General features: G+C 69.4%; 15 protein-coding genes. 11 read left to right on the top strand and 4 right to left on the bottom strand.

The window, feature by feature from the left end; all coding sequences use genetic code 11:
- Window positions 1-43: 43 nt before the first annotated feature.
- Both purD and E3O57_RS01385 read left to right on the top strand, forming a co-directional pair.
- The gene (gene purD, locus E3O57_RS01390; RefSeq protein WP_103459379.1) at window positions 44-1,312 is read left to right on the top strand and encodes a phosphoribosylamine--glycine ligase; all 1,269 of its coding nucleotides are present in this window, start codon (window positions 44-46) and stop codon (window positions 1,310-1,312) included.
- Window positions 1,312-2,211 carry a phosphoribosylaminoimidazolesuccinocarboxamide synthase gene (locus E3O57_RS01385; RefSeq protein ID WP_103478556.1) on the top strand — a complete coding sequence of 300 codons (900 nt, stop codon included), beginning with the start codon at window positions 1,312-1,314 and terminating at the stop codon, window positions 2,209-2,211. Before purD ends, E3O57_RS01385 begins: the two co-directional genes overlap by 1 nt.
- Window positions 2,212-2,355: 144 nt before the next feature.
- Here E3O57_RS01385 and E3O57_RS01380 read toward each other — a convergent pair whose 3' ends face one another.
- Entirely contained in the window at window positions 2,356-3,057 is a 702-nt protein-coding gene (locus E3O57_RS01380) for a TetR/AcrR family transcriptional regulator (RefSeq protein WP_088457383.1), read from the bottom strand.
- Between the two features lie 212 nt (window positions 3,058-3,269).
- Here E3O57_RS01380 and E3O57_RS01375 point away from each other — a divergent pair, with 212 nt between their 5' ends.
- The 7 genes from E3O57_RS01375 to purQ all read left to right on the top strand — a co-directional run bounded on the left by E3O57_RS01375 (window position 3,270) and on the right by purQ (window position 9,568).
- Window positions 3,270-4,199, top strand: a complete 930-nt coding sequence (locus E3O57_RS01375; protein ID WP_103478558.1) for an ATP-binding cassette domain-containing protein — start codon at window positions 3,270-3,272, stop codon at window positions 4,197-4,199.
- Window positions 4,196-5,041: an ABC transporter permease gene (locus E3O57_RS01370; RefSeq protein ID WP_103478559.1), complete on the top strand. Its 846-nt coding sequence runs from the start codon at window positions 4,196-4,198 to the stop codon at window positions 5,039-5,041. The genes E3O57_RS01375 and E3O57_RS01370 overlap by 4 nt, the downstream gene beginning before the upstream one ends.
- 160 nt (window positions 5,042-5,201) lie before the next feature.
- Window positions 5,202-6,440 (top strand): sensor histidine kinase, encoded by a 1,239-nt coding sequence (locus E3O57_RS01365; RefSeq protein ID WP_103478560.1) that lies wholly within the window; start codon window positions 5,202-5,204, stop codon window positions 6,438-6,440.
- Window positions 6,437-7,102 (top strand): response regulator transcription factor, encoded by a 666-nt coding sequence (locus E3O57_RS01360; RefSeq protein WP_103430642.1) that lies wholly within the window; start codon window positions 6,437-6,439, stop codon window positions 7,100-7,102. The genes E3O57_RS01365 and E3O57_RS01360 overlap by 4 nt, the downstream gene beginning before the upstream one ends.
- 142 nt (window positions 7,103-7,244) lie before the next feature.
- Window positions 7,245-8,561: a kynureninase gene (locus E3O57_RS01355; protein WP_103478561.1), complete on the top strand. Its 1,317-nt coding sequence runs from the start codon at window positions 7,245-7,247 to the stop codon at window positions 8,559-8,561.
- A 39-nt stretch (window positions 8,562-8,600) separates the two neighbouring features.
- Entirely contained in the window at window positions 8,601-8,870 is a 270-nt protein-coding gene (purS, locus tag E3O57_RS01350) for a phosphoribosylformylglycinamidine synthase subunit PurS (RefSeq protein WP_088457385.1), read from the top strand.
- Window positions 8,870-9,568, top strand: coding sequence for a phosphoribosylformylglycinamidine synthase subunit PurQ (gene purQ / locus E3O57_RS01345; RefSeq protein ID WP_088457386.1), 699 nt, complete (start codon window positions 8,870-8,872; stop codon window positions 9,566-9,568). Before purS ends, purQ begins: the two co-directional genes overlap by 1 nt.
- Window positions 9,569-9,667: 99 nt before the next feature.
- Here the strand turns inward: purQ and mgrA are convergent, their stop codons facing one another.
- Entirely contained in the window at window positions 9,668-10,693 is a 1,026-nt protein-coding gene (mgrA, locus tag E3O57_RS01340; protein WP_103478562.1) for an L-glyceraldehyde 3-phosphate reductase, read from the bottom strand.
- Between the two features lie 119 nt (window positions 10,694-10,812).
- On the opposite strand from mgrA, the gene E3O57_RS01335 reads away from it, so the two are divergent.
- The gene (locus E3O57_RS01335) at window positions 10,813-11,283 is read left to right on the top strand and encodes a DUF3817 domain-containing protein (protein WP_103478563.1); all 471 of its coding nucleotides are present in this window, start codon (window positions 10,813-10,815) and stop codon (window positions 11,281-11,283) included.
- Window positions 11,284-11,314: 31 nt separating this feature from the next.
- Here the strand turns inward: E3O57_RS01335 and E3O57_RS01330 are convergent, their stop codons facing one another.
- A complete protein-coding gene (locus E3O57_RS01330) occupies window positions 11,315-11,617 on the bottom strand; it encodes a putative quinol monooxygenase (RefSeq protein WP_103478564.1) in 303 nt (100 codons plus the stop codon).
- Window positions 11,618-11,784: 167 nt separating this feature from the next.
- Here E3O57_RS01330 and purL point away from each other — a divergent pair, with 167 nt between their 5' ends.
- On the top strand, window positions 11,785-14,091 hold the full coding sequence (gene purL, locus E3O57_RS01325; protein ID WP_103459388.1) for a phosphoribosylformylglycinamidine synthase subunit PurL: 2,307 nt from the start codon (window positions 11,785-11,787) through the stop codon (window positions 14,089-14,091).
- A gap of 197 nt (window positions 14,092-14,288) precedes the next feature.
- On the opposite strand, the gene E3O57_RS01320 is transcribed toward purL, so the two are convergent.
- Complete coding sequence (locus E3O57_RS01320) at window positions 14,289-14,933, bottom strand: amino acid deaminase (RefSeq protein WP_103478565.1); 645 nt, start codon at window positions 14,931-14,933, stop codon at window positions 14,289-14,291.
- Between the last annotated feature and the right edge of the window lie 128 nt (window positions 14,934-15,061).

The following is a 15,061-nucleotide window of genomic DNA, read 5'->3' as shown; positions in this document are numbered from 1 at the left end:
CGCTCGGGTGCGCACGACCGTGTTCGCCGGGTAGCCTGATCCGGTGAGAATATTGGTCCTCGGTTCCGGTGCCCGCGAGCACGCCATCGTCACTGCCCTCCTGCGTGAGGAGCCGCGACCCCACGTGATCGCCGCCCCCGGCAACGCCGGCATCGCCGCCGACGTGCCCGTGGTCGATCTTGATCCCACCGACTCAGATGTGGTGACGAACTTCGCCCAGGAACACAACATCGACCTCGTCGTGGTGGGGCCCGAGGCGCCGCTGGTGGCCGGCGTCGCCGACGCCCTGCGCACCCGCGGTATCCCCGTGTTCGGCCCGGGCCAGGCCGCCGCCGCCCTCGAGGGCAGCAAGACCTTCGCCAAGCGCATCATGGACGAGGCCGGCGTGCCCACCGGCCGCGCCGTGCGCGCAGGCAACCTCGCCGAGGCGCAGGGCGCCCTCGACGAGTACGGTGCTCCCTACGTGGTGAAGGCCGACGGCCTGGCCGCCGGCAAGGGTGTGCTCGTCACCACCGACCGTGATGACGCCCTCGCCCACGCGGTGCGTTGGTTGCAGCACGGCGCCGTGCTCGTCGAAGAGTTCCTCTCCGGCCAGGAGGTGTCCCTCTTCTTCCTCAGCGACGGCCACACCGTGCTGCCGCTCTCCCCCGCCCAGGACTACAAGCGCCTCGCCGACAATGACGAGGGCCCCAACACCGGCGGCATGGGCGCCTACTCGCCGCTGCCCTGGCTCGATGCCGGCTTCGGCAGCGAGACCGCCTTCGTCGACGAGGTCATCAAGACGATCGCGCTGCCCACCGTACGCCGGCTCGCCGCCGAGGACACCCCGTTCATCGGGCTGCTCTACTGCGGGCTGATTCTCACGGATGCCGGCATCCGGGTAATCGAATTCAACGCACGCTTCGGCGACCCGGAGACCCAGGTGGTGCTGCCGCGCCTGGTGACGCCGCTGTCCGGCCTGCTGCTGGCCGCCTCGACCGGGGAACTGGCCGGGCTGCCCCGCCCGGAGTTCTCCACCGACGCCGCCGTGACCGTGGTGATCGCCAGCGAGAACTACCCGGAGACCCCCGTGACCGGCCGCGTGATCACCGGGCTGGCCGAGGCCGCGACCGTGACCGGTGTGACCATCGCGCACGCCGCGACCGCCCTGGACGGTTCGGCGCTGGTCGCCACCGGCGGCCGGGTGCTCAGCGTCGTGGCCGTTGGCGCCGACTTCACCGAGGCCCGCGCGCGTGCCTACGAGGCCGTCGGGTTGATCGGGCTCGAGGGTTCTCAGCACCGCGGAGACATCGCCGCCAAGGTCGCGAACTGATGGCCGCTCTGGCCCTGGCGGGCTGGCAGCACGTCTACTCGGGCAAGGTGCGCGACCTGTACGTGCCGGACGGTGCGACCGGCCTGGCCGACGCCGACCGGGTCCTCGTCGTGGCCAGCGACCGGGTGAGCGCGTTCGACCACGTCCTCGAACCGGGCATCCCCGGCAAGGGCGAACTGCTCACCACCCTGAGCCTGTGGTGGTTCGACCAGCTCGACGGCGTTCCCAACCACCTCGTGCCCGACCACCGGGTTGATGCGTCGAGCCTGATCCCCGCCGCCGTCGCCGGCCGGGCGATGCTCTGCAAGACCCTGGACATGTACCCGATCGAGTGCGTCGTGCGCGGCTACCTCACCGGCTCCGGCTGGCTCGAGTACGTCGCCAGCCAGACTGTCTGCGGCATCCCGCTGCCCGACGGCCTGCAGAACGGCGACAGGCTGCCCGAACCGATCTACACGCCGGCGTGGAAGGCCCCGATGGGCGAGCACGACGAGAACATCTCGTTCGAGCGCACCGTGGAGCTCGTGGGCGCCGACGTGGCCGCGGCGCTGCGGGACGCATCGCTGGAGATCTTCAACCGGGCCTCCGTGATCGCGGAAACCGCCGGCGTGATCCTGGCCGACACCAAGTTCGAGTTCGGCGCCGACCGCGCCACCGGTCTGCTGACTCTCGGCGACGAGGTGCTCACCAGCGACTCCAGCCGGTACTGGGATGCGGCGCGATGGCTGGACGGTACCACCCCCAGTGAGCGCATGGCCAGCTTCGACAAGCAGATCGTGCGCGACTGGTTGGCCGCGAACTGGGACCAGACCGGCACCCCGCCGGAGCTGCCCGCCGAGATCGTGGCGCAGACCGCGGCCCGGTACCGGGAGCTGCTTGGGCTGCTGACCGCCGCGTAGCGGGGACCTCGCGGCACTCCGTCGATCCGGCGGCACGGGGTGTGCGCGGTGGCACGGGTTGAGACACGGGCCGCGGGGCACTACACCTGCCGCGGGCACCAACACGTGCCGCCAGTGGGCATGGGCCCGACCGGGGCGGGTGGATCAGGTGGCGGAGCGGGAGCCTCGGGCGGCGCGTTTGGCGCGGCGGGTGAGGCCGTGCACCGTGGCCTGGAACTCCTTGACGCTCAGCGGTCGCCCGGGCAGCTTGGGGCGGGGCTTCTCCGGCATCCGCAGCCCGTCGAGAACGAGGGAGAGCTGCCGGCGCCACTGGCCGGTGTAACCGCCGCCGAGGGTGCCCAGCGACCCGATCATGGTGACGAGCACGGCCAGGTCCATCGAGTCGACATCCGGGCGCAACTCGCCGTCTTTCTTGGCCTGCAGCACGAGGGCGGCGATGAAGCTCTCGAGCTCAACTGACGGCCGCGCCGTGGGATCGATGGTCGCCATCCGCTTGAGGATCGGCGGCAGCGACGGGTCAGCCACCAGCCATTCGGCCAGACGCTCGGTGTAGAGCACCACACCCGCCCAGGCCGACGGTGCCGCCTCGATCTCGCCGCGCACGGCGAACAGTTCGGCGAGGGCGATGTCGTACAGGGCCCTGACCAGGTCGTCGCGGGTGGGAAAGTTGCGGTACAGGGTGGCAACGCCCACATCGGCGCGGCGGGCGATCTCTTCGAGCGAGGCGTCGACGCCGTGCTCGGCGATCATGCTGCGGGCTTCGTCGATGAGGCGTTCCCGGTTCTGCCGGGCGTCGCGGCGCCGCGGTTGGGACGCGTCCTGCGGGGGCCGGGCAGAGGTAGTCATGGGGTCGATTCTAGATCCCCTTCCTGCGAGGTCGCGGAGGGAAGCCTCCCCGCAACCCGGGCCGGCGGGGCGGCGCCCAGCGGCCTGGCGGGTCGGCCCGCCCTGCTGCACCCAGTACTGGGGTACCGGGCGCCGGCCACGAACTGTGGACCGTGGGCCGATGTGGTGCGCGCGCCGGGCTCCTAGCGTGATTGGCATGCGAAAGAACACACATGATTGAGGCACGCACGCTCACGAAACGCTATGGCCAACGAACCGCCGTCGATGGGATCGACTTCCAGGTGCTGCCCGGCAGAGTGACCGGGTTCCTCGGTCCGAACGGGGCGGGGAAGTCCACGACGATGCGGATGATCGTCGGTCTCGACCGGCCGACCGCCGGCAGCGTCGAAGTGAACGGACGCCCGTACCATGAGCACCGCGCACCGCTCCGGGAGGTCGGCGTCTTGCTCGACGCGAAGGCCGCTCACAGCGGCCGCTCGGCCTACAAGCACCTGCTCTCCATTGCGGCGACGCACGGCATCGGTGCGGCCCGGGTGCGCGAGGTCATCGGCCTGGCCGGGCTGGACTCCGTTGCCGGTAGACGCGTCGGCGGATTCTCGCTCGGGATGGGCCAACGGCTGGGAATCGCCACCGCCCTGCTGGGGGACCCAGCGACGATCATTCTCGACGAACCGGTCAACGGCCTGGACCCCGAGGGCGTCCGCTGGGTGCGGACGCTCATGCGAAGCCTGGCGGCGGAGGGGCGCACCGTGCTCCTCTCCTCGCACCTGATGAGCGAGATGGCGCAGACCGCCGACCGGCTCATCGTGATCGGACGCGGCAGGATCCTGGCGGAGGGGGCTATCGGGGACATCATCTCGGGAGCCACCCGTTCGGTGACCCGCGTGCGCACGCATGACGCAGAACGCCTGGTGAAAACTATCGCCGGCCCTGGTGTCGTCGTCTCGATGCTGACGGATGGTGCGATCGAGATCTCGGGGATGACCGCCGAAGAGGTCGCCGTCGCAGCGTCCACGGCCGGCGTCGTGCTGCACGAGGTCGCATCGGTGTCGGGTTCGCTCGAAGAGGCGTACATCGCCCTCACCGCCGGAGAAGTTGAATACCGCTCGTCGAATCCAGCAGCAACAGGAGCCCACCAATGACCACCATCGACAAACAGCGTGTGACCTTCATCCCCGGTCAGGAAAGTCTGAGTTTCGCCGGCGTCCTGCGTTCGGAGTTCATCAAACTCACCAGTCTTCGCTCGACCGTTGGGCTTGTGCTCGCGATCATCGTTTTCGGGCTCGGCGTGAGCGTCCTCTTGGCCATGACCATGAAAGACGCCGGATTGCCGTCAGGGCCCTCGGTGGGGTTCACGCTCGATCAGATCACGATCGGCACTGTCTTGTTCGGGCAGCTCATTGCCGGGATTCTCGGGGTGCTCGTGATCAGCGGGGAGTACTCGAGCGGAACCATTCACTCGACGCTGATCGCCGTTCCCTCCCGGGTGACCGTGCTCGCCGCGAAGACCATCGTGCTGTTTTGCACCGCGACGTCCGCGGCGCTCGTCGCCCTGTTCGGTTCGTGGGCCGTGACGCACCCGATGTTCGCCGCCCTCGAGATCGAGATCGGGTTGACCGCCCCCGGGGTGTTCTTCGCCCTCATCGGTGGATCCGTGTATGTCGGTCTCTCGGCTGTCCTCGGCTTGGGCATCGGGACGTTGCTGCGCTCTGTCGCTGCCAGCGTCGCGACAGTCCTCTCGGTGATCCTCCTGCTGCCGGTGGTGCTGTCCGTCCTCCCCGCGTCAACACTGGTGCGGAACCTCCACCTCCTCTCGATGTCGAAGGCCGGCGACGCCATGAGCAACGCCCTTGATGTCGATGGAGTGTTCCTGGATCTCGTCGACGGGTATGTCAGCCCGGCTGCCGGCTTGACGGTCGCCGTTGTCTGGGCTGGTGTCTTCATCGTGCTGGGCGCCATCCGGCTACGTCGCCGGGACGCCTGATCGCCGCACGAAGACTCAGCCCGGTGTCGAGCGGATTGGTGGTGTTAGCGTGGACTGCCGTTTCGCTGCAGACCGGCGCGATGCTGCCTCGCAAGGAGGAACCCTGACACCCACACGGAGAGGACCGTTCGGCGATGCGACGTCACCGCCGAACGGTTTCGTGCTGCCGTCACCGCCCGGCGCCCTGCGCCGGACTCTGCTGCGCTTCCCGTGGCTGTCGGATGCCATCACCGCCGGTCTCTACGGCCTCTTCGCCGCCGGGCTGGCCCTCATCTCCGCGAACCCGCCGCTGCGCACCCCGGCGTGGTTCACGGTGATGCTTCTCCTCGCGGGCATCGCCACGGTACTGCTCCGCCGGCACCGGCCGGTCCTGATGCTCGTGGCCGCCACCGTGCTCTGCGTGCTGTCGTTGGCGGGAGGCACTGGTGCGGAAACAGTGCTCCCGCTCATCACCCTGTTCGCGGTCGGCACCTACCGCTCCGCGGTGACGGCGTGGGCCTGCTACCTGGCGACGTCGGTGGTCGCCAGCGGTGCCGCGTGGATCCTGATCGAGCGCACCAGGGACGGCCTGCCACTCTGGGAACCCACGGCACCACCCGTTTCAGCGGACCCGCTCAACGACTGGCTGAACGCCGCGATCGTGATGCTGGTTCCGCTCCTGGTCGCGCATCTGTTCGGGGTCAACGCCGGACAGCGACGCCGATACGTCGCGGCGCTGGTCGACCGGGCCGTTCAGCTCGAGCGGGAACGGGATCAGCAGGCCGAGATCGCGCGCGCCAGGGAGCGTGAACGCATTGCCAGAGAGATGCACGATGTCATGGCGCACAGCGTCTCGGTGATGGTCGCTCTCTCGGAAGGGGCGCGGGTGGCCGCAGCCGAACGTCCGACGGAATCCATGGCGGCCATGGCGCAGGTGGCCGAGACCGGCCGGCACACCCTGGGCGAGCTCCGCAGGCTGCTCGGGGCGGTACGCACCGACGGAGAGACGCCCACGCTGGAGCACGCTCCCCAACCCGGGGCCCTCCAGCTGACCGACCTGGGCGCACAGTTCAGGCAAGCCGGGCTTCCGGTGCGGCTGGACCTGGCCGGCTCGGCATCCGCAGACCCGGCCGTGGGGCTGACCGTGTACCGGATCGTGCAGGAGTCGCTGACGAACGCACTGCGGCACGCGCGCGGCGCGACGCAGGTGACGGTGGGCGTGACGTGGTCGGCCGAGTCGGTCACGATCGTGGTGCAGGATGATGCCCCGGCCGCGCCCGGCGGACAGCCGCCGGGTCGTGGGATTCTCGGCATCCGTGAACGAGCCGCGCTCTTTGCCGGGTCGGTAGAGGCCGGTCCGGCTGCCGGCGGCGGCTGGCGCGTTCTCGTGCGACTGTTCTGGACGAAGGAGAGAGCATGACCGACGCCATCCGAGTACTCCTGGTGGACGACCAGCAACTCGTCAGGTACGGGTTCTCTCTGGTGCTCGAGGCAGAGCCCACCCTGATCGTCGTGGGCGAGGCCGGCGACGGCGAGGCCGCCGTGGATGCGGCCGTACGACTGCGCCCAGACGTTGTGCTGATGGACGTGCGGATGCCCGGCATCGGCGGGATCGAAGCCACCCGGCGGATCACGTCACTGGTGCCCGACACCCGGGTGCTGGTGCTGACGACATTCGACCTCGACGAGTATGCCTTCGGCGGCCTCCAGGCCGGAGCGTCCGGGTTCCTGCTGAAGGACACCCGTCCGGCCGACCTGGTCGCAGCGATCACCGCCGTCCACCACGGCGACGCCGTCGTCTCGCCGCGGATCACCGCGAAGCTGATCGAGGTCGCCGCCCCCCACCTGGCCGCGGTCGTCGCCCCCGAACCGGCAACACTTCTCAGCACGCTCACGGCGCGCGAGAGCGAGGTCTTCCGTCTCATCGGCCTGGGAGCGACCAACGGCGAGATCGCCGAGGAACTTCACCTCAGCGAATCGACGGTCAAGGCGCACGTGGGGCGGGTGTTGTTCAAGCAGGGCCTCCGCGACCGGGTCGAGGCCGTGATCCTCGCCTACAGACTCGGAATCGTGGGCCGCTGAAGACCCCGGTCGGCATGACACCGCCGGTCGCCCCCACGATGCCGACCTCGCGGGTTACCGTTAGTCGCGGGATCCGGCCGAAGTCACCCCGCCGCTTCGCCGCCCGCGCGCTCCCCCGGCCCGACCTCGAGGACCTCAGAACATGACCCAGCACGACAGCACCGTCGCCGAGGGCCTCGACGCCCACCTCGCGTTCGCCCGGCGGATGGACCGCATCGACGGGCTCGGCCACTACCGCCGCCGGTTCGTGGGCCTGGACGACACCGCAGCGGCCGGCCCCGACGCCCCGTCGATCGTCTACCTCGACGGCAATTCCCTGGGCCGCCCCACCATCGCCAGCGTGGCGCGCATCACCGAGTTCCTCGGCACCGCCTGGGGAACCCGGCTGATCCGCGGCTGGGACGACGAGTGGATGGCACTGCCGCTGACCATCGGCGACGCGCTCGGCACGGCCGCCCTCGGCGCCGGCCCCGGCCAGGTGTACATCGGCGACTCCACCACCGTGACCCTCTACAAGCTCGCCCGGGCCGCCGTCGACTCGCTGCCGCAGCGCAGCGAGATCGTGCTCGACACCGACAACTTCCCCACCGACCGGTACGTGCTCGCCGGCATCGCCGCGGAGCGCGGCCTCACCCTGCGCTGGATCGAGTCGAGCAGCACCGGCGGGGTCACCGTGGACCAGGTGCGCGCCGTGGTGGGCCCGCAGACCGCGCTCGTGGTGCTCAGCCACGTGGCCTACCGCTCCGGCTACCTCGCCGACGTGCCCGCGATCACCGCCGCCGTGCACGAGGCCGGCGCCCTGGTGCTCTGGGACCTCTGCCACTCGGCCGGCTCCGTGCCGGTGAATCTCGACCTCGACGGCGTCGACCTGGCCGTGGGCTGCAGCTACAAGTACCTCAACGGCGGACCCGGCGCCCCCGCGTTCGGCTATGTGCGCGCCGAGCTGCAACCGGACCTGACCCAGCCGATCCAGGGCTGGATGGGCGCCGCCGACGTGTTCGCGATGGGGCCGGAGTACGTGCCGGCCGCAGGCATCCGCCGCTTCATGAGCGGCACGCCCGCGATCGTGGGCATGCTCGCCATGCAGGACACCATCGCCATGATCGACGAGGTGGGCATCGACGAGGTGCGCGCCAAGTCGGTGGCACTGACCGAGTTCGCGCTGGACCTGGTGGATGCCTGGCTGGTGCCGATGGGCGTCACCGTGGCGTCCCCACGCGAGCACACCCACCGCGGCGGCCACATCACCGTGGACCATCCCGCCATGCGCCAGGTCACTCGGATCCTTTGGGAGCACGACGTGATACCGGACTTCCGCGCGCCGGAGGGCCTGCGGATCGGGCTGTCGCCGCTGAGCACCAGCTTCGTGGAGACCTATGACGGCGTCGCGGCCGTGCGTGACGTGCTGCGCGGCATCCTGCTCGGCCAGGCCGGACTCGGCTCCCCTGCGGGCCTGTAGAATCGACGCATCCGCCCCCGACGTTTTACGGAGTGAGCCATGCCAACCATCGTCGTAGAAGTTATGCCCAAGGCAGAACTGCTCGATCCCCAGGGCAAGGCCGTCGCCGGCGCCCTCCGCCGCCTCGGCAAGACCGAGTTCACCGGCGTGCGCGTCGGCAAGCGGTTCGAACTCACCGTGGAGGGCCCCGCGGACGCCGCGCTGCTCGCCGAGGTGCAGGAACTCGCCGACACCGTGCTGTCCAACTCCGTGATCGAGGACGTCACCAGCATCTTCGTGCTCGAGGTCGCCGCCGGGGAAACGCACTGATGCGCATCGGCGTCGTCACCTTCCCGGGCTCGCTCGACGACCGCGACGCCCAGCGCGCCATTCGCCTGGCCGGCGCGACGCCGGTGGCCCTGTGGCACGGCGAGCACGACCTGCACGGCGTGGACGCCCTCGTGCTGCCCGGTGGGTTCAGCTACGGCGACTACCTGCGCTGCGGTGCGATCGCCAGCCTGTCGCCGATCATGGCCGAGGTCATCGACGCCGCGAACAAGGGGATGCCCGTGCTCGGCATCTGCAACGGCTTCCAGATGCTCACCGAGGCGCACCTGCTCGAGGGCGGGCTGATCCGCAACGAGGCCGGCGCGTTCATCTGCCGCGACCAGCGCCTGCGCATCGAGAACACCGACACCGCCTGGACCAACGGCTTCACCGCCGACCAGGAGATCACCATTCCGCTGAAGAACGGCGAGGGCGGCTTCATCGCCTCCGCCGACACCCTGGCCCGCCTCGAAGGCGAGGGCCGCGTGATCGCCCGCTACCTCGACGTGAACCCGAACGGCTCGCTCAACGAGATCGCCGGCATCAGCAATGCCCGCGGCAACGTCGTTGGCCTGATGCCGCACCCCGAGCACGCCGTGGAGCCCGGCTTCGGCCCCGACACCGCTGCCGCGATGCGCAGCGGCGTGGACGGGCTCGCGTTCTTCACCTCGGTGATCGAGCGTTCGTTGGTCAACGCGTAGTTTTCTCGGGGCCGAGTTGCCCCGTTTCGGACGGGTTGCCCCGGTGCGCCGGGGCAATTCGTCCGTCAAGGGGCAACTCGGTGGAGTAGACGGCGCTGACTAGACGGCGCTGGACGGCTCCCAGAGGTTGATGCCCAGGTCGACGGCATGTGCGTCGATCGCGGCGACCTCCTCGTCGGTGAAGACGAGGTTGTCGATCGCCGCGACGTTGGCCTCCAGCTGCGAGACCGAGGAGGCGCCCACGAGGGCCGAGGTGACGGTCTGGCGCCTGAGTACCCACGACAGCGCGAGCTGCGCGAGCGACTGGCCACGCGCATCCGCGATCTCGGTCAGGGCACGGATGCGCCCCACCGTCGCGTCGTTCACCATGTCGCGGCTCATCGAACCGGCCTGCGACGCGCGGGAGCCCTCCGGCACCCCGTTCAGGTAACGGTCGGTGAGCAGCCCCTGGGCCAGCGGGGAGAAGGCGATGCAGCCGACGCCGAGGTCGTCGAGGGTGTCGAGCAGGCCGTCTTCGACCCAGCGGTTGAACATCGAGTAGGACGGCTGGTGAATCAGCAGCGGCGTGCCGAGGTCGGCGAGGATCTCGGCGGCCTGCCGGGTGCGCTCGGGTGAGTACGAGGAGATGCCGGCGTACAGCGCCCGGCCGCTCGTGACGGCCGTGTGCAGCGCGCCCATGGTCTCCTCGAGGGGGGTCTCCGGGTCGGCGCGGTGGGAGTAGAAGATGTCGACGTAGTCCAGGCCCATCCGGTTCAGCGACGCATCGAGGCTGGACAGCAGGTACTTGCGCGAGCCGAAGTCACCGTACGGTCCGGGCCACATGTCGTAGCCGGCCTTGGTGGAGATGACGGTCTCGTCGCGGTGGGCGGAGAAGTCCTCGGCGAAGATGCGACCGAAGTTCGTCTCGGCACTGCCGTAGGGCGGGCCGTAGTTGTTGGCCAGGTCGAAGTGGGTGATGCCGAGGTCGAAGGCGCGGCGCAGGATGGCGCGTTGCGTCTCAACCGGGGCGCCATCGCCGAAGTTCTGCCACAGGCCCATCGAGATCGCGGGCAGCTTGAGGCCGCTCTGCCCGGTGCGGCGGTAGGGCATGGAGTCGTAACGGGTGTCTGCGGGAAGGTACGTCATCTCCTCATGCTGGCACAGTGGTCTGACTAAGGGTCAAACCTTCGACGGATGCTCCGCTCAGACGAAGATGACAGGCTGGGACCCTACCTGCCCACCTCTGTCTTACGGAGTCCTCCCCCGTGTCACCCCGCCTGCTCTACCGCATCCTGTCCATCGCCGAGGCGATCACCTGGACCATCCTGATCACCGCGATGCTGCTCAAGTACGTCTTCACCCCCGGCGACTTCGGTGACGGCGCCGTGCGGGTGGGCGGCTTCGTGCACGGACTGGTGTTCCTGGCCTACGGGATCACGGCCGTGCTCGTGGGCGTGAACCAGCGCTGGCGGCCCCGGCTGATGTTGCTCGCCGTGGCCACCGCCGTGGTGCCGTATGCGACGATCCCGTTCGACCGCTGGCTCGAGCGCCGCGACCTGCTCGACGGCACCTGGCGCCGGGAGGCCACGGACGACCCCCGTGACCACACCGTGGTGAGCCGGATGTTGCGGTTCGGGTTGGCGCGACCGGTACTGCTGGCATCCGTGCTCGTGGTGGGCCTGGTTGCCGTGTTCACGGCGCTGCTCGTGATGGGCCCGCCCGGCGGCGGCGCCTAACCGCGCTCCCCCTCGCCGGCCGGCGCTGACGTCAGTCGCGCAGCGGCGACCCGACGACGTCGAAGCGGAAACCGCCGAACGTGCCTGTGAGCAGCGGGCGGGCTGCGCCGATCGAGGCTTGCACCTCGGGCAGAGCCAGTGACGCCCGGTGTGCTGCCGCGTTCTCCCAGAGCTCCACGACGAACACTGTGTTCGGGTCGTCGTCGTTTACGCCGACCTCGTAGGAGAGGCACCCGGCCACAGCCAGGCTGTCGTTTCGGCGCACGAGATGCGCGACGAGATCGTCGCGCTTGCCGGGAACTGTCTCAAGCGTGCCTACATTCGCGAATGTCATGGCTCGAGGGTAGCGCGCGTTGTCCGCAGCCGCGGGCGCGGGCTGCCGGGCCCGGCTCAAGCGGGGCTGGCAGCCAGGCCCGAGCGGGCTCGGAGCCGGATCGAAGCACACCCCGCCCGGTAGACTAAGCGGGTCAAGCATCCGCTATCTCTGGGAGAACGCCACTCGTGACCGCTGTTTCCAATACATCCTCCCGCGGCGTCGCTGACACCGTGACCAATGCGATCAACACTCCCGAGAAGGAGCAGCCGTACGCTGCCCTCGGGCTGACGCCCGGCGAATACGCCGAGATCCGCACCATCCTGGGCCGCCGCCCGACGTCGGGTGAGCTCGCCATGTACTCCGTCATGTGGAGTGAGCACTGTTCATACAAGAGCTCGAAGAAGTACCTGCGCCAGTTCGGCGACAAGGTCTCCCCCGCCATGAAGAAGAACCTAATGGTGGGCATGGGCGAGAACGCCGGCGTGCTCGACGTGGGCGAAGGCTGGGCGGTCACGTTCAAGATCGAGTCGCACAACCACCCCTCCTACATCGAGCCGTTCCAAGGCGCCGCCACCGGCGTCGGCGGCATCGTGCGCGACATCATCTCGATGGGCGCCCGCCCGGTCGCCGTGATGGACGCGCTGCGCTTCGGCGACATCAACGACCCCGACACCGCCCGTGTCGTGCACGGTGTGGTCTCGGGCATCAGCTTCTACGGCAACTGCCTGGGCCTGCCCAACATCGGCGGCGAAACCTGGTTCGACAAGGTCTATCAGGGCAACCCGCTGGTCAACGCGCTTTCCGTGGGCGTGCTGCGCCACGAGGACCTGCACCTGGCGAACGCCTCGGGCGCCGGCAACAAGGTGGTGCTTTTCGGAGCCCGCACCGGCGGCGATGGCATCGGCGGCGCATCCATTCTGGCCTCGGACACCTTCAGCGAAGGCGGCCCGACCAAGCGCCCCGCCGTGCAGGTGGGCGACCCGTTCGCCGAGAAGGTACTCATCGAGTGCTGCCTCGAGCTGTACCGCGAGAAGCTCGTCGAGGGCATCCAGGACCTGGGCGCCGCGGGAATCTCCTGCGCCACCAGCGAGCTTGCCTCCAACGGCGACGGCGGCATGTACATCCAGCTGGAGAAGGTGCTGCTGCGCGACCCTTCGCTCACGGCCGAAGAGATCCTGATGAGCGAGAGCCAGGAACGCATGATGGCCGTCGTCACGCCGGAGAAGCTCGCCGGCTTCCTCGCCGTGGTGGAGAAGTGGGACGTGGAGACCAGCGTGCTCGGCGAGGTCACCGACTCCGGCCGCCTGATCATCGACTTCCACGGTGAAGAGATCGTCAACGTCGACCCGCGCACCGTCGCCGTCGACGGCCCGGTCTACGACCGCCCGGTGGCCTACCCCAGCTGGATCGACGCCCTGCAGGCCGACTCCGCGTCTGCGCTGCCGCGGGCGACGGATGCCGCGACACTGCAGGAACAGTTCCTCGCGTTGCTCGGCTCGCCCAACCTGGCCGACCCGAGCTGGATCACCGACCAGTACGACCGGTACGTGATGGGCAACACCGCCCTGTCCTTCCCCGACGACGCCGGCATGATCCGCATCGACGAGGAGTCCGGCCTCGGCTTCGTCATCTCCACCGACGCCAACGGCCGTTACTGCCAGCTCGACCCGTACCGCGGCGCGCAGCTGGCCCTGGCCGAGGCGTACCGCAACGTGGCCGTCACCGGCGCGGTGCCGGTGGGCATCAGCGACTGCCTCAACTTCGGCTCGCCGGAGAACCCCGAGGTCATGTGGCAGTTCTCCCAGGCCGTTGAGGGCCTCGCAGATGGCTGCCTCGAGCTGGAGATCCCGGTCACCGGCGGCAACGTCTCGTTCTACAACCAGACCGGCGACCAGCCGATCCACCCGACGCCGGTGGTGGCCGTGCTCGGCGTGATCGACGACGTGGCCCGCCGGGTGCCCAGCGGTTGGCAGGACGACGGACACAACATCTACCTGCTCGGCATCACCCGCGAGGAGCTCGACGGCTCCGCGTGGAGTGCAGTGGTGCACGACCACCTCGGCGGCATGCCGCCGGTGGTGGACCTCGGCCGTGAAGCCGACCTCGCCGGCCTGCTGCACGCCGCGTCGATCGAGGCCCTCATCGACAGCGCGCACGACCTTTCGACGGGTGGCCTCGCGCAGGCCCTCGCCGAGGCCGTGCTCCGCTTCGGTGTCGGCGCGCGGGTCTGGCTCGGCGACATCCTCGAGCGCGACGGCGTCGACGCAGCCGTGGCCCTGTTCTCGGAGTCGACCGGCCGCGTACTGGTCTCGGTCCCGCGTGAGGACGACGTGAAGTTCATGGGTCTCTGCGAGGGCCGCGACTACCCGGTGCTGCGCATCGGCGTGACGGATGCCACCGCCCCGGTCCTGGAGATTCAGGACTACTTCACAGTGCCGCTGACCGAGCTGCAGTCCCGTCACCGCAGCACCCTGCCGAACGCGTTCGCCTAACCGCTGCGCCTCTCGCGAGCGGCAAGATCCACGAAAGCGGGCGTGTGGCCGCCTCGGAGAGTTGAAGCAACCGAACGGCCGCTCTCGTGGGGAGCGACATCCGCGAAAGCGGGGGAAGGGTTGCTTCGGCACCGCTGGGCAACCGATCGGCCGCTCTCGCGCGCAGCCGCAACCGCGAGCGCGGGGCCGTGCGCGCCTCAGGGACGGCGGCGCAGCGGGGTGCGCGGGGGAAGCGCGGTCAGGGCGGCGTTGTAGCGCATCCGCGGCGGCTCCGCCGCGAGGGCGTCCAGCGACGCCGGGGTCGGGTGGGCCAGCGGGAAAGCCGTGACCACGCGCATCCGGTCGCCCTCACTCACGCCGTAAATCAGGGCCGCGCCGGGCTGGCCGGGTGCGCTCACCACGGTCGTGCGGAAGAACGTCGCCTCACCGGGAACCTCGTCGTCGATGACCAGAACGTCGCCGCGGGCGCCCGCAGGGTTCGCCAGGTGCGGCAGCGCCGCATCCGTCACCCGCTCGAGTACCGTCTGGCCTCCCGCATCCGCCGCGTCGAGCAGGAATGCCGTGGGCGCCAGACTGAAATGGCCGGCCAGCTCTCCGTTGCGCCAACGGTCGCCCTTGAGACCGAACGGTGTCACCACGGTCGATAGGAGGTACCCGTAGACGTGTAATAGGCCGGCGTTGCCGATCGGCCAGGTCGCTGCAAGCCCTGCCGCAGCATGCAGCCTGAGGAACTCGGCCTTAGAGATCACGGGGGACTGGACGTTTTCGTCGATCACCGTGGACAGCGCCCAGTCGTCGAAGCGGCCGGTCTCGGCATCGCGGGCGATCTGCTCGAACATCATCTGCCCATCGTAGGCACAGCTCGCCAACCGGCCGGGACCGAAGGTTTACATGGTGTTCACCTGGCGCGGTCATTTGGTCCATACAGCACTCCTAACATGAACCATGCGTCCACCGGGGCGCTGGAACA

This window comes from Cryobacterium sp. TMN-39-2 (assembly GCF_004402745.1).
Taxonomy (GTDB): domain Bacteria; phylum Actinomycetota; class Actinomycetes; order Actinomycetales; family Microbacteriaceae; genus Cryobacterium; species Cryobacterium zongtaii.
Note: the sequence above shows the minus strand (reverse complement) of the source record. Positions and strands in the feature narration are given on the sequence as shown.

Bases quoted from the DNA above. Each gene is read 5' to 3' on its own strand.
- E3O57_RS01385 (WP_103478556.1), top strand. From the start codon at position 1,312: ATGGCCGCTCTGGCCCTGGCGGGCTGGCAGCACGTCTACTCGGGCAAG.
- purS (WP_088457385.1), top strand. From the start codon at position 8,601: ATGCCAACCATCGTCGTAGAAGTTATGCCCAAGGCAGAACTGCTCGAT.
- purQ (WP_088457386.1), top strand. From the start codon at position 8,870: ATGCGCATCGGCGTCGTCACCTTCCCGGGCTCGCTCGACGACCGCGAC.
- E3O57_RS01355 (WP_103478561.1), top strand. From the start codon at position 7,245: ATGACCCAGCACGACAGCACCGTCGCCGAGGGCCTCGACGCCCACCTC.
- E3O57_RS01375 (WP_103478558.1), top strand. From the start codon at position 3,270: ATGATTGAGGCACGCACGCTCACGAAACGCTATGGCCAACGAACCGCC.
- mgrA (WP_103478562.1), bottom strand. From the start codon at position 10,693: ATGACGTACCTTCCCGCAGACACCCGTTACGACTCCATGCCCTACCGC.
- E3O57_RS01330 (WP_103478564.1), bottom strand. From the start codon at position 11,617: ATGACATTCGCGAATGTAGGCACGCTTGAGACAGTTCCCGGCAAGCGC.
- E3O57_RS01370 (WP_103478559.1), top strand. From the start codon at position 4,196: ATGACCACCATCGACAAACAGCGTGTGACCTTCATCCCCGGTCAGGAA.
- E3O57_RS01320 (WP_103478565.1), bottom strand. From the start codon at position 14,933: ATGATGTTCGAGCAGATCGCCCGCGATGCCGAGACCGGCCGCTTCGAC.
- E3O57_RS01360 (WP_103430642.1), top strand. From the start codon at position 6,437: ATGACCGACGCCATCCGAGTACTCCTGGTGGACGACCAGCAACTCGTC.
- E3O57_RS01380 (WP_088457383.1), bottom strand. From the start codon at position 3,057: ATGACTACCTCTGCCCGGCCCCCGCAGGACGCGTCCCAACCGCGGCGC.